The organism is Carnobacterium sp., from assembly GCF_045617425.1.
Lineage (GTDB): Bacteria > Bacillota > Bacilli > Lactobacillales > Carnobacteriaceae > Carnobacterium_B.
In genome coordinates, this window is sequence record NZ_JAZLIO010000006.1 from 22,985 (window position 1) to 36,578 (window position 13,594).

Here is a 13,594-nt window from a genome sequence, read left to right on the forward strand (position 1 = left end):
ACTTAAATAGTGTTATACAAGATGCAATAAAGGAGATCGTTATGAAAATTGGTGTACTATCAGACCTACACATTGATACCAATAAGAAAAAATTAAATGGAATAGAAACGTTTGCGAATATTATGGTTAAACAAATTAACCACCAAAACATCGATGTCCTATTAATTGCTGGGGATATTAGTAGCGATTATCTAGTATCTCAACATTTTGTAGATGAAGTCACAGACAAAAGTGGTATTCCCATTTTATTTGTCCCAGGTAATCATGACTTTTGGTCATTAAGAAATGGAGAAACAGATACAAAAAAAATCTACCATTTTTTTGAGAAACAACCCAATAGTTTATTGAATACACCGTATATATTGAATGATGAATGGGCTGTTGTTGGGAATGGAGGTTGGTATGATTACGGTTATGCAGATCAGAAAAAATACACTAAGTCAGAATTCGATGATATGAAATTGAGAGTTGGTGTATGGCAAGATAAACGTTATGTCCATTGGGAGAAAGGAAACAAACAAGTTGCCCAATGGATGTTAAATAAGTTGGAAGCAGATCTTCAATCTGTTGGAAAGCGAAAAGTTATTTTGATGACTCATGTTGTTACTCATCCGAAATTTGTTGTACCATTGCCGCATAAAATTTATGATTATTTTAATGCTTTTCTAGGGAGCTCATCTTACGAAAAATTGTATCAAGACTACCCAATTGCTTATAGTATTATGGGTCATGTCCATTTTAGAAAAACATTGGTAGAGAACCAAGTGAATTATATTTGTGCTTGTTTGGGCGGATCGAAACATTGGCTGACCAAAGATCCGGAAGCAGAAGTAGTGAATGCATTACTAACGTTTCAGTTGCCAGAAAAAACGAACTAACTAAAAGCGAGCTAAGTATGCAAAAAGGTTAAACTCTTTTTGCATACTTTTTTGTGTGGTTAATAAATTACGGAGGTATTTAAGAGGAGTTTGGTTAGGCACTTATGTTTATGGTAAAATAGTTAAGTAAAGTGGAACGAGAGAGGAAGAAATACATGATGGAAACAAACGAGTCAATTGTACTAGATTTATTGAAAAATGAATTAAAAAGCTACTCTAAAAAGCAATTAACAACAGTCTTAGATCTATTGGCTGAAGGGAATACAGTCCCATTTATAGCTCGATACCGAAAAGAAATGACTGGTACGCTGGATGAAGTCCAAATACGAGAAATAGAAGAGCGTCATCAATATTTAACAAATTTAGAAAAACGTAAAAATGATGTATTAAGAAGCATTGGAGAACAAGAAAAATTAACACCAGAACTTGAAGGTAAAATCAAAAAAGCGACAAAAATGCAGTTGGTGGAAGACTTGTATCGTCCATTCAAACAAAAACGACGGACAAAAGCCACGATAGCTAAAGAGAGTGGCTTAGAACCTCTAGCGCAATGGTTGCTGTCATTTCCAACGACCGATGTACAAGTGGAAGCTGAAAAATACATCAATGAAGAACACAAAATTGCTACAGGAGAAGAGGCATTAACTGGAGCACACGAAATTCTTGCTGAACGAATTGGGGATGAACCAACGTACAGAACTTGGATTCGAGAATTCAGTTCTAAAAATGGTGCAATCACAGCTAAAGTTAAAAATGCTGAAAAAGATGAAAAAGGAACTTTTGAAATGTACTATGAGTACAGTGAACCGTTGACAAAAGTTGCATCTCATCGTATTTTAGCAATGAATCGTGGAGAAAAAGAAGATATCTTAAAAGTTTCTTTTGATTTGAACGAACAAAAAATTCATGAGTATTTGGAAAAACAATTAATTGAGCAGTCTACTTCTACTGCGGTTCCTTTTATACAAGCGGCTTTTGAAGATAGTTATAAACGGTTCATCGGACCATCTATTGAACGTGAGATCCGTGCAGAATTAACCGAAAAGGCTGGAGAACAAGCTATTCATATTTTTGGAGAAAATCTACGTAATTTATTATTACAAGCTCCATTAAAAGGTAAAATTGTTTTAGGGTTAGATCCGGCTTACCGTACAGGATGTAAACTGGCAGTTATTGATCCTACAGGTAAAGTGCTGGCGATTGATGTGATTTATCCACATAAACCAGCGGGTGCAGCTGCTCGTGCTGAAGCAGCAATTAAATTCAAACAATTAGTTGAAACGCATCTAGTTGAAATGATCGCAATTGGAAATGGAACAGCTAGTCGTGAATCAGAAACGTTTGTTTCGGAAAACTTAAAAGAAATGGAACGACAAGTTTTCTATGTAATTGTAAATGAAGCAGGTGCATCTGTTTATTCAGCAAGTAAGATAGCTCGCGAAGAGTTTCCTGATCTGCAAGTTGAACAAAGAAGTGCGGTTAGCATTGCCCGCAGATTACAAGATCCTTTAGCTGAACTTGTAAAAATTGATCCTAAATCAGTTGGTGTTGGTCAATACCAACATGATGTCTCACAAAAACGCTTGGAAGAACGCTTAGATTTTGTCGTAGAAACGGCGGTTAACCAAGTGGGTGTAAATGTAAACACGGCAAGTGCGCCTTTATTGCAACATGTTGCTGGATTGAATAAGACCACTGCTACCAATGTTGTGGTTTATCGTGAAGAGAATGGTCGCTTTGAAAGTCGTGCTCAATTGAAAAAAGTAGCTCGTTTGGGCCCTAAAGCGTATGAACAAGCTGTAGGATTCTTACGCATTATTGACGGAAAAAATGTCTTAGATAATACAGGCATCCATCCAGAAACTTATAAAGAGGCAAAACAAATATTAGAATTAGCTGGATTAACCTTATCAGATGTTGGGAGTCTAGAAGCCAAGAAAGTTTTGGAGAAAATGGACATAGTAGTATTGGCTGACCAAGTTGGTTTAGGTAAGGAAACTGTAAAAGATATGCTACAGGCATTGTCAAAACCTGGCCGTGACCTAAGAGATGAACTATCAGCTCCATTATTGCGGACAGATGTTTTAAGTATGGAAGATTTAATACCAGGCATGGAATTAGAAGGAACGGTTAGAAATGTGGTTGATTTTGGGGCATTTGTAGATATCGGAGTCAAGCAAGATGGCATGGTTCATATTTCTAAATTAAGCAAGGGCTACATTCAACATCCAACAAATGTTGTTTCAGTAGGCGATGTTGTGACGGTTTGGGTTGATAGTGTAGATCTGAAAAAAGGTCGAATCGCCTTAACAATGTTGAAACCAAAAGAATAAGTGAGTTATTTTAGCATAAATAGTTGTATATAGAAAAGAGGGTGGGATTTTTGTCCCATCCTCTTTTTCGTAACGGCTTTTAGTTGTGAGACAACCTATAAACTTGTAAAATAAATTATGAGTAATTCGATTAGGAATTGAATGGAAATTGAGTTTGGAAAAGGAAGAGTAAGTTATGAATCAAGCGGAACTACAAACCTTAGTTGAAAAGACCTCACGCGATTTTTTTGGGTTACCTTTTCAACATGAAGCAGCATTTAACTCTCGTTTGCGTACAACCGGAGGACGCTATCATCTGAAATCCCATAATCTAGATTTTAATCCAAAGATTCTAGAAGCTTTTGGAGTGGAAGAATTTTTAGGAGTAATCAAACATGAATTGTGTCATTACCATCTGCATTTATCAGGTGGTGGTTTTCAACATAAAGACAAAGAATTCAAACAATTATTAACAGCTGTTGGTGGATCGAGATTTGTAAAATCGTTAAGTAAACCTCAACCAGTAAAGAAAAGACTACTTTACAAATGCCAAGGATGTTCTCAAGTCATTTATCGACAGCGCAAAGTCAATACACAAAAATACGTTTGTGGTCAATGTAGAGGTAAATTAGTGTACATTGAGATTTGATAGGAAATGAGCAGACTCTAGGAGGGAAGAGAATGAATCAAGAGCAAGTGATCCAGCAAAAATTAACGGCTATTTTTCCAATGTACGAAAGTCCAATGCAAAAACAAACAGCAATACAGCAAACAGAAGACTTGTTTCGTACGCTATCTGGTAAATTAGCTGCTCCTAAAACGAGTAGACTTATGATAAATGGACCAAGTAGAAACAAGACTGACTTTACCACAGAACGACCAGTATTGGTCAATCATGATGGAAAAGTATCTCCACTTTGGAAAGTAGTATTAGACTATGAAATGACTTGGTTGGAAAAGAAAGTAACGACTGTTTCTGTGAGTGATTATGGTGCAATCGGAGACGGTAAAACAGATTGTACAAGAGCGTTTAAAAAAGCACTTTCCTCTGGGTATAGACGTGTCCTTGTACCACCAGGTAGATATGTCGTTAGAGGAATCGAGATTCCATCTTTTACAGAATTAGTCGGAAGTGGCATGAACGAGACAATTCTTATTTTGCATAAAGCTGCTCCAAAAAAGTCAAGATTGATCACGAATAAACACTATTTAAACGGAGATCATCACATTCGTATTGAAGGAATGAGTTTAGACTGGAATGTTGCAAGGTTGAAGGGGCATGAAAAGACAGCTAGTGGTGGGACTTTTTCCAGTGCCATTACCTTAGCGCACGTTAAGTACGCTCTAGTTCGCAATGTGAAAATCAGCGATCCAGGACTGCATGGCATTGATATCACATCTCCAGTGTACAATTATCTTGGAGATGGTCTTAGAGCAAGAGGTGGCAGTCAGTATATCTGGATAGACCAAGTTGAAGCCAGTGGTTTTGGCGATGATGGGATAACGACTCACCATAGTGATTATATATTCATCTCTAACTCTTATGCTCATCATCCTAGTGGTCGTGCTCATAAAAATGGCTATTCAAACTCCAATGGAATTGAAATAGATGATGGCTCGCAACATGTTACCTTGACGAATAACCATACGGCTTTTTGTTTTGGAGGAGTCGAAATAAAAGCGCATGAAACAAGCTCTGCAGCCTCCGATATCCAAATTGTTGGCCATTTTTCGGATCACGATAATCGTTCATACAATTTTAGACACATTGGTCACCACCAAGCAGATGAGGCGTATTCTATGTCAGCATTTGGCATACGGGCAACCTTTCTTGCAGCTTGCTACCCTCAATTGACAAAGTTGTATACAGCCTCGACCCCAAGAGCGCTAGTGATATCAGCTTATCAAAAAGTAGCGATTCATCATTTTTTCGCAATAACAAAACCTGAAAATCGTTTAGATAAAATTGCTTTATCTGCTCAATACCGTGCAGGAGAAGTGGCCATCAAAGAAATACGATTAAAAAATTATGAAGGAGCTAGAAAACCTATTCGTCTCGGGAAAGAAACCGGAAAAGTATATATAGATGAAGGAAATGAATGAGATAAAATGTTGAAACCATCTTTTTTTTCAAGTTTTTATGGTATGATAAAAAGGAAAAAATGAGAGTTAGGGGAAGAGTAATGAATACGATATATCCAGATGACAGTTGGGCATTACACACGGATCTATACCAAATCAATATGATGAAAACGTATTGGGAGCTCGGAAAGGCAGATGCACATGCGGTTTTTGAATCCTATTTTAGAAGCAACCCTTTTAATAGCGGGTATGCTGTTTTTGCTGGATTAGAGCGCATTGTACAATACATTCAGAAATTAAAGTTTACACAAAGTGACATTGATTACTTAAGAAGTTTAAACACGTACCCAGAAGGATTTTTGGATTATTTAAAAGATTTTAAATTCAAAGGAACAATTCGTTCGATGGTTGAAGGAGAAGTTGTTTTTGCAGGAGAACCGATTATTCAAGTAGAAGGTCCTTTAGCAGATTGTCAACTAGTTGAAACAGCTATTTTAAATGTTTTGAATTATCAGACCTTAATTGCAACAAAAGCATCTAATATCAAATCAATTGTAAAAGATGAGCCCGTTTTAGAATTTGGTACACGAAGAGCACAGGAAATGGATGCAGCTATCTGGGGCACAAGAGCTGCTTTTATTGGAGGATGCGACGCTACTAGTAATACACGTGCAGGAAAAATATTTGATATACCAGTTAGTGGAACGCATGCACACTCATTAGTACAAGTTTACCGAAATGATTATGATGCATTTATAGCTTATGCTACAACACATAAAGATTGCGTTTTTCTCGTTGATACTTATGACACATTGAAATCGGGTGTGCCGAATGCTATACGAGTTGCAAGAGAACTTGGTGAGAAGATCAATTTTTTAGGTGTGCGTATTGATAGTGGAGACATGGCATACATTTCAAAAAAAGTACGTCAACAACTGGATGATGCTGGATTTACAGAAGCAAAAATATATGCATCAAATGATTTAGATGAAAAAACAATTTTAAATTTAAAAATGCAAGGTGCTCGGATTGATGTTTGGGGTGTAGGGACAAAATTGATCACGGCTTATGATCAACCTGCTCTAGGAGCGGTTTACAAACTGGTTTCTATTGAAGACGAACAAGGCAATATGGTAGATACGTTAAAACTTTCCAGTAATGCTGAAAAAGTTTCAACGCCTGGTAAAAAACAAGTATGGCGTATCACTAAGAATGATGATGGAAAGTCAGAAGGCGATTACATCACTCTTTGGGAAGAAAGACCCGACCAAAAAGAAGAGTTGTTTATGTTCCATCCAGTGCACACATACATTAATAAAACCGTAACGAATTTTAGTGCTAGACCTCTGCTGAAAGAAATTTTTGTAGATGGAGAACTAGTGTATGATTTGCCAAAATTAACGGAAATTAAAACGTATGCTGAAGTTAGTTTAGGGATGCTTTGGGAAGAATACAAACGCAGCTTGAATCCAGAAGCCTATCCAGTAGATCTATCACAATCAGCGTATCACCATAAAATCAAGTCCATTGAAAAAGCGCGTGATGACGTGAATATGTTGTCAAAAAAACCAATTATCTAATAGTAAAATAGCTAACAAAAAAAGAATCAGTAACTGATTCTTTTTTTTGAAATTAGAAATATTAGAGTCGTAAAAAGAACTATGCTATACTACGTTTAACAATTAATCAAAGAGAAGAGGCTACAGTTATGTCAGATTTAAAAAAACAAATTATTGAAGAAATGCGTGTTCTTCCATCTATTGATCCAAAAGTTGAATTGCGAAAAAGCGTGGATTTTCTAAAAGAATATTTGAAGAAACACTCATTTTTAAAAACGCTAGTATTAGGTATTAGTGGAGGACAAGATTCTACATTAGTTGGGAAATTAAGCCAGTTGGCTATGACTGAATTGCGCGAGGAGACTGGAGACAGCAGCTATCAATTTATTGCTGTACGACTTCCTTATGGCGAACAAGCAGACGAAAAAGACGCTATGGATGCAATAGCCTTTATCGAAGCGGACAAAGTAGTTAAAGTGAATGTCAAGCCTGGAGTAGATGCAACAGTAAAAACGCTAGAAGATAGCGGGACATCCGTGAGTGATTTTGTAAAAGGAAATATCAAAGCTCGTCAACGGATGATCATTCAATATGCGATAGCTGGAAGTCATAATGGAGCAGTAGTAGGTACGGATCATTCTGCAGAATCGGTTACGGGATTTTATACAAAATTTGGAGATGGCGGTACTGATATCAATCCTATCTTTAGATTAAATAAACGTCAGGGAAAAGCGTTACTAAAAGAACTAGGGGCACCTGAACATCTATACAAAAAAATTCCAACTGCTGATTTAGAAGAAAATAAACCTTCTTTACCAGATGAGAAAGCTCTGGGAGTCACTTACGATCAAATTGATGACTACTTAGAGGGTAAAGATGTACCTGAAGAAGCAGCACAGAAAATTGAAAACTGGTATATGAAAACAGAACACAAACGTCACCTTCCAATTACTATTTTTGATGATTTTTGGAAATAAAAAATTTAGGAATAGATGGAGTTAGAAGACACTCAAAGGCTGGGAAATTTATTCCAGCTTTTTTCTGTTATAGACAACCTGTCATTCATGTATGATTGTTCAAAATTAGGTAAAGAGGTGAGAGTAGTGGAACTAGAAAAATTGTCACTTGTAGTCCCTTGTTACAATGAGGAGCAAACGATCCCCCTTTTTTTTGCTGCAGTTGAAAAGATTCGGCCAATTTTAGCCAATATAAGTATTGAATATATTTTTGTTAACGACGGTTCGAAAGACCAGACATTAACGGTTTTGAGAGAAATGGCATTAAAATACCCTGATGCTATCCGATACTTATCCTTTTCACGAAATTTTGGAAAAGAAGCAGCATTATTTGCAGGATTGGAACATGCTACGGGAGAGTACATAGCTGTAATGGATGTTGATTTGCAAGATCCTCCGGAACTATTGCCTCAGATGCTTCATCTTATACGACAGGAAAAGTATGATTGTGTAGGGACAAGAAGGGTAAGTCGAAAAGGTGAGCCGGCTATCCGGTCATTTTTAGCCAAAGAATTTTATCGGCTTATGAACCGTATTTCAGCAGTTGAATTTGTAGATGGAGCGCGTGATTACAGATTGATGACTCGTCAGATGGTCGAGGCCATTCTTTCTATGACGGAAGTTAACCGTTTTTCAAAAGGCATTTTTAGCTGGGTAGGATTTGATACAACTTATTTAGAGTATGAAAACAAAGAGCGTGCTGCCGGAAAAACGTCTTGGTCATTATGGTCTTTATTTAAATATTCGCTGGATGCAATTGTTGATTTTTCCGATATTCCATTGGCTATAGCCTCTTTTGTAGGATTATTTTCTTTTTTAATTTCCCTTTTCTTTATGATCGTGATTGTCATCCGAACGGTTTTATTTGATGATCCAACGGCCGGATGGCCTTCTTTAGTTACCATTATATTAGCTATTGGTGGATTGCAGCTTTTTTGTTTAGGAATAGTAGGGAAATATTTAGGGAAAACCTATTTGGAATCAAAGAAAAGACCGATTTATATTTTGAAAGAAACCGATAGTGATAAAAAAAAGGACTAACAACTCAAGAATCTTTTTAATGAAGGTGAATGAAATGAGACAATTACATGGGAAACAAACGAATTCATTTGTATATCGCTATCTAGCTAGTTTCAAAAAGTATTTGACTACGATCTTACTAGGTTTGATTGCTTCATTTATAGGGAATTTCGGACTGCAATTTTTTCAAAATCAATACAGTTTTTCTTTAGCTGTAAAATTTGCCTTTCAATGGCATACGGAAATGTTTTTAATAGGGGTATTTTTGCTGGTTACTATCTACTTATGGATAACAGCCATAAGTGGTTCGCGTTGGTTGAGTACCCTTATTCTGACAGTTGGAGTAGTAGCAACAGGTATAACGACACAACAAAAAATGGCTTTACGTGGCGAACCTTTGTATCCATCTGACTTGACCATGATTAAAGAGTTGCCTTTTTTGATCCAAATGATTGATCGCAAGCTGCTTTTAGTCATTAGTATTTTTCTAATCAGTACTATCATACTGAGCATATCTATTTTTATTAAGCATAAAAAAAGGTCAAAATCCTTTACTGATTCTAAACAAAAAAAATGGAATTGGTTTGTAAGAGTCGGCACATTCATTGTGACAAGTGCTATTCTTTTTTATAGTCTAGGGTTTAATCAGCCGGGGAATTTGGTGAAATCTGCTTATGATCGACATGCTTACTGGATTCCTTACAGTCAGCAAATGAATTATTACAACAATGGTTTTATAGGTGGATTTTTATATAACCTTGGCGTAGAAGCTATGACCAAACCAGCAGGGTATTCAGAAGAACAAATAATAAAAGTAGTTCAAGAATATGAAGAAAAAGCAGTTAAAGTAAATCAGACAAGATTAGCATCAATAAAAGACGTAAATATTATTTATGTCATGAATGAAAGTTTTTCAGATCCCTCAGCTCTTGAAGGAGTTACCGTTTCAAAAGACCCAATTCCGAAGCTCCGAGCATTAAAGGACACTTCCTTAAGTGGATCGATGTTATCTCAAGGTTATGGAGGTGGAACAGCTAATATCGAATTCGAAGCTTTAACGGGCTTGTCAATGGAGCCGATGACTGCTAGTTTAACAACTCCTTATACGCAATTGGTTTCTAGGATGAATGAGTTGCCATCAGTTGTTTCTTATCTGAATCAGCAAGGACATACCACAACGGCTATTCATCCGTATGATACAACGATGTATAAACGAAATGAAGTTTACCAAAATTTAGGGTTTACAAATTTTTTAACGGAAACAACTATGGAATTTGTGGGTAAAAAAGATCGGAATCCGTATATTTCAGATGAATCCGCTTATCAAGAAGTCTTGCAACAAATGAAAGCAACACAAGAGCCTGATTTTATCCACTTGGTTACGATGCAGAACCACATGGTTTACAGCGGTAAATATCCTAAGACAAACTATTCCGCTCAAGGGACAGGAAATGCTAAAGAAGCAGCCAATTACCTACAAGATCTAGCGTATAGTGATGATGCATTGGCTGAATTTTTAAAAACAATAGGTCAATCAACTGAAAAAACGATTGTTGTTTTTTGGGGAGACCACCTGCCGAGTTTTTATAGTGAGACTGTAGTCAAAACGAATGGACATTTAAAAATGCACCAAACGCCATTGCTCGTCTATTCTAATTTTGCTGAAGACTACGATACAATTGGAACCATTAGTCCTATTTATTATATGAATCATATTTTAGATATTGCAAATGCTCAAGTTACTCCTTATCATGCCTTTTTGATGGAGTTGGAAGAGGAATTGCCTGCTTTTGAAAAAGGGACATACCTTGAACGCGATTCAACAGTTGTAGCTGCCAAACGAGAAAATCTTTCAAAAACAACACAAGAGTTGCTAAAGGTATACGATATGATTCAATACGATGTAACAGTAGGTGAAAATTATAGTAAAGCACATGATTTTTTTGAAGATTAGGTGCTTTACTTTTTTGCTTGCTTTTTTGGTCTATACCATTTATAATGATAAAAAAGAGCAAAGGAGAATACAAAATGGCTAATGTACTAATAAATGCAACTATTTACACAGGAAAAGAAAAAGTTGAAAATGCGTTTATTCGCTTTTCTGAAGAAATTTTAGCTGTAGGGAAAATGAGTGATTATAAAAAAGAATCAACGGATCAAGAACATGATGCTGCTGGAAAAATAGTTTTACCAGGTTTTATTGATGTTCACAGTCATGGTGGTTACAGCTATGACAACATGGACAGCAGTGCAGATGAAATCAATCAGATGCTTCAAGAAATGTATAAAGAAGGCATCACTTCTTACTTTGCAACAACAATGACACAGTCTTATGAAGCGATTGATAAAGCACTTATCGCCATCAATAAAGCTGCTAGTAAAAACCCTGTGATTCAAGGAATTCATTTAGAAGGTCCTTTTGTATCAAAAGAGTTTAAAGGAGCACAACCAGAAGAATTCATTCGCATACCAGACGCAAAACAAATGGAAGAATGGAATAAGTTAAGTGGAAATCGTATTCGCTTAGTCACTTATGCTTCTGAAACAAGTGATGCGTCAGAATTTGAAGATTATTGTATGAGTCATAACATCGTTCTTTCAATCGGTCACAGCAACGCAACTAGAGCCCAGTTGATGGACTCTAAAGCTTCTCATATTACACATTTGTATAATGCACAAAGAGGGTTGCATCATCGTGAGCCAGGAGTAACAGGACATGCCTTTCTAGAAGACGCTATTTACACAGAAATGATTGTTGACGGCTATCATATTCATCCTGATATGGTCAACTTAGCGTATAAAGTTAAAGGACCAGACCGGATTGAAGTCATCACGGATTCGATGCGTGCAAAAGGTCTGCCTGATGGTGTGAGCGAATTAGGTGGGCAAAAAGTCTTAGTAAAAAATAATCAAGCAAGATTAGAAGATGGAACATTAGCAGGAAGTGTATTGACGTTTAATGATGCATTTAAAAACATTATGGCATTTACAGGTTGTTCCATTGAGGACGCTGTAAAAATGACTTCTGTCAATCAAGCAAGAGAATTCGGTTTAAATAAAAAAGGCAAGCTCGAAGCGGGTAAAGATGCCGATATGATCGTAATGACTAGTGAATTCGAAGTAGAGCATACATTTAGTTACGGAAAAATGGTTTACTAAACTAGAATCGAAAAGAAAAGGTGGAAATTAAAAATGGAAATAATTGTTGTGAAAGATAACATAGAAGGCGGAAAAAAAGCATTTGAATTGATTAAAGAAGGTATGGATCAAGGAGCAAAAGTACTAGGTTTGGCTACAGGAAGCACACCTGTTTCGTTGTACCATGAAATGATCCAAAGCGACGTAGATTTTTCAGAAATGACAGCTCTTAATTTAGATGAGTATGTTGGACTAGCTCCTACAGATCCTCAAAGCTACCATTATTTTATGGAAGAACAGTTATTTTCTAAAAAACCATTCAAAGAAACATTTGTGCCCGATGGAATGGCTAAAGATGCAAAACAAGAATGCGAACGCTATGATCAAATTATTGAAACACACCCGATTGATATTCAAGTTTTAGGTATTGGAAGCAACGCACATATTGGATTTAATGAACCTGGAACTTCTTTTGATTTAACAACGCATAAAGTAGAATTATTGCCATCTACTATTGAAGCAAATAAACGCTTTTTTGATAATGCTGAAGATGTTCCGCGTTTAGCTTATTCAATGGGAATCAAATCAATTATGCAATCTGAAAAAATTATTTTAATGGCATATGGTGAAACAAAAGCAGAAGCTATTAAAAAAGCTGTAGAAGGACCTGTAACACAAGAAGTTCCGGCAAGCATCTTGCAAAATCATAAGAATGTGATTATGATTGTAGATGAAGCAGCAGCGAAATTAATGCAACGATAGGAGCGAAATCATGGCTAAGGCGACACCAATTTATATTCAAATTCATAATCAAATACGAAAAATGATAGAACAAGAAGTTTGGAAAATAGGAGAGCGTATTCCTTCTGAAAGAGACTTAGCTATCCATTTTAATGTCAGCCGAATGACCTTGAGGCAAGCCGTACAAACTCTGGTAGATGAAGGAATATTAGAGCGAAAAGTAGGCTCTGGCACCTATGTATCCAATAAAAAAGTACAAGAAAAAATGGCTGGTATTCAAAGTTTTACTGATATTATGACTTCACAAGGAAGAAAACCTACAAGTAAAACAATCTCCTATCATGTCAAGACTGCGAGTGTAAGTGAAGCAGAAAATTTAAAGCTTGAACCAGAAGAAATGGTTTTAAGAATGGAACGTATTCGGTATGCAGATGATATTCCTATTTGTTTTGAAGTGGCAACGATCCCGTATCACCTAGTTGAATCATTAGGAAAACAAGAAATTACTAAATCACTTTACAAAGTTTTAGAAGCAGAACAAGGTATCACGGTTAAACGAGCGGAGCAAACGATTTCCGCTATGCGTGCTTCTGAAAAAATTGCGGAGTATTTATCTATAAAACGTGGCGAATCGATTCTTCAATTGAAACAAATTAGTTACTCAGAAGAAAACTTACCATTTGAGTATGTCCGTACTCAATATGTTGGGGAAAGATTTGAATTTTATTTAGAAAAAGATTTACGCTAAGCAACAAGTAGCGTAAATCTTTTTTGCTGTTAATGGGGCTTCAGTCCAGTCAAACTAAATTGCAATTGTATTTTAGCCATTAAGTTTGTATAATGAGAGC

At 36.3% G+C, this 13,594-nt stretch carries 11 protein-coding genes; all 11 read left to right on the top strand.

Annotation, left to right across the window (positions count from 1 at the left end; translation table 11 throughout):
- Positions 1-41 precede the first annotated feature (41 nt).
- The 11 genes from ACKI3H_RS02320 (at position 42) to ACKI3H_RS02370 (ending at position 13,494) form a co-directional block, all read left to right on the top strand.
- Complete coding sequence (locus ACKI3H_RS02320) at positions 42-878, top strand: metallophosphoesterase (protein WP_407370681.1); 837 nt, start codon at positions 42-44, stop codon at positions 876-878.
- A 155-nt stretch (positions 879-1,033) separates the two neighbouring features.
- Positions 1,034-3,211, top strand: a complete 2,178-nt coding sequence (locus ACKI3H_RS02325) for a Tex family protein (RefSeq protein ID WP_407370682.1) — start codon at positions 1,034-1,036, stop codon at positions 3,209-3,211.
- Between the two features lie 175 nt (positions 3,212-3,386).
- The gene (locus ACKI3H_RS02330; protein WP_407370683.1) at positions 3,387-3,839 is read left to right on the top strand and encodes a SprT family protein; all 453 of its coding nucleotides are present in this window, start codon (positions 3,387-3,389) and stop codon (positions 3,837-3,839) included.
- A 32-nt stretch (positions 3,840-3,871) separates the two neighbouring features.
- Positions 3,872-5,293: a glycosyl hydrolase family 28-related protein gene (locus tag ACKI3H_RS02335; protein ID WP_407370684.1), complete on the top strand. Its 1,422-nt coding sequence runs from the start codon at positions 3,872-3,874 to the stop codon at positions 5,291-5,293.
- Positions 5,294-5,373: 80 nt separating this feature from the next.
- A complete protein-coding gene (locus ACKI3H_RS02340) occupies positions 5,374-6,852 on the top strand; it encodes a nicotinate phosphoribosyltransferase (protein ID WP_407370685.1) in 1,479 nt (492 codons plus the stop codon).
- 128 nt (positions 6,853-6,980) lie between these two features.
- Positions 6,981-7,808: an ammonia-dependent NAD(+) synthetase gene (gene nadE / locus ACKI3H_RS02345; protein WP_407370686.1), complete on the top strand. Its 828-nt coding sequence runs from the start codon at positions 6,981-6,983 to the stop codon at positions 7,806-7,808.
- A 126-nt stretch (positions 7,809-7,934) separates the two neighbouring features.
- Positions 7,935-8,888 carry a glycosyltransferase family 2 protein gene (locus ACKI3H_RS02350; RefSeq protein ID WP_407370687.1) on the top strand — a complete coding sequence of 318 codons (954 nt, stop codon included), beginning with the start codon at positions 7,935-7,937 and terminating at the stop codon, positions 8,886-8,888.
- A 34-nt stretch (positions 8,889-8,922) separates the two neighbouring features.
- Complete coding sequence (locus ACKI3H_RS02355; RefSeq protein WP_407370688.1) at positions 8,923-10,821, top strand: LTA synthase family protein; 1,899 nt, start codon at positions 8,923-8,925, stop codon at positions 10,819-10,821.
- A 74-nt stretch (positions 10,822-10,895) separates the two neighbouring features.
- The gene (nagA, locus tag ACKI3H_RS02360) at positions 10,896-12,026 is read left to right on the top strand and encodes an N-acetylglucosamine-6-phosphate deacetylase (protein WP_407370689.1); all 1,131 of its coding nucleotides are present in this window, start codon (positions 10,896-10,898) and stop codon (positions 12,024-12,026) included.
- Between the two features lie 33 nt (positions 12,027-12,059).
- Positions 12,060-12,767 carry a glucosamine-6-phosphate deaminase gene (nagB, locus tag ACKI3H_RS02365; protein ID WP_407370690.1) on the top strand — a complete coding sequence of 236 codons (708 nt, stop codon included), beginning with the start codon at positions 12,060-12,062 and terminating at the stop codon, positions 12,765-12,767.
- A 10-nt stretch (positions 12,768-12,777) separates the two neighbouring features.
- Positions 12,778-13,494, top strand: a complete 717-nt coding sequence (locus ACKI3H_RS02370) for a GntR family transcriptional regulator (protein ID WP_407370691.1) — start codon at positions 12,778-12,780, stop codon at positions 13,492-13,494.
- Positions 13,495-13,594: the final 100 nt, after the last annotated feature.

What these genes read in the sequence shown, in the direction of transcription:
- ACKI3H_RS02335 (WP_407370684.1), top strand. Translation starts at nt 3,872, where the DNA reads ATGAATCAAGAGCAAGTGATCCAGCAAAAATTAACGGCTATTTTTCCA.
- nadE (WP_407370686.1), top strand. Translation starts at nt 6,981, where the DNA reads ATGTCAGATTTAAAAAAACAAATTATTGAAGAAATGCGTGTTCTTCCA.
- ACKI3H_RS02325 (WP_407370682.1), top strand. Translation starts at nt 1,034, where the DNA reads ATGATGGAAACAAACGAGTCAATTGTACTAGATTTATTGAAAAATGAA.
- ACKI3H_RS02370 (WP_407370691.1), top strand. Translation starts at nt 12,778, where the DNA reads ATGGCTAAGGCGACACCAATTTATATTCAAATTCATAATCAAATACGA.
- ACKI3H_RS02330 (WP_407370683.1), top strand. Translation starts at nt 3,387, where the DNA reads ATGAATCAAGCGGAACTACAAACCTTAGTTGAAAAGACCTCACGCGAT.
- ACKI3H_RS02355 (WP_407370688.1), top strand. Translation starts at nt 8,923, where the DNA reads ATGAGACAATTACATGGGAAACAAACGAATTCATTTGTATATCGCTAT.
- ACKI3H_RS02340 (WP_407370685.1), top strand. Translation starts at nt 5,374, where the DNA reads ATGAATACGATATATCCAGATGACAGTTGGGCATTACACACGGATCTA.
- nagA (WP_407370689.1), top strand. Translation starts at nt 10,896, where the DNA reads ATGGCTAATGTACTAATAAATGCAACTATTTACACAGGAAAAGAAAAA.
- ACKI3H_RS02320 (WP_407370681.1), top strand. Translation starts at nt 42, where the DNA reads ATGAAAATTGGTGTACTATCAGACCTACACATTGATACCAATAAGAAA.
- nagB (WP_407370690.1), top strand. Translation starts at nt 12,060, where the DNA reads ATGGAAATAATTGTTGTGAAAGATAACATAGAAGGCGGAAAAAAAGCA.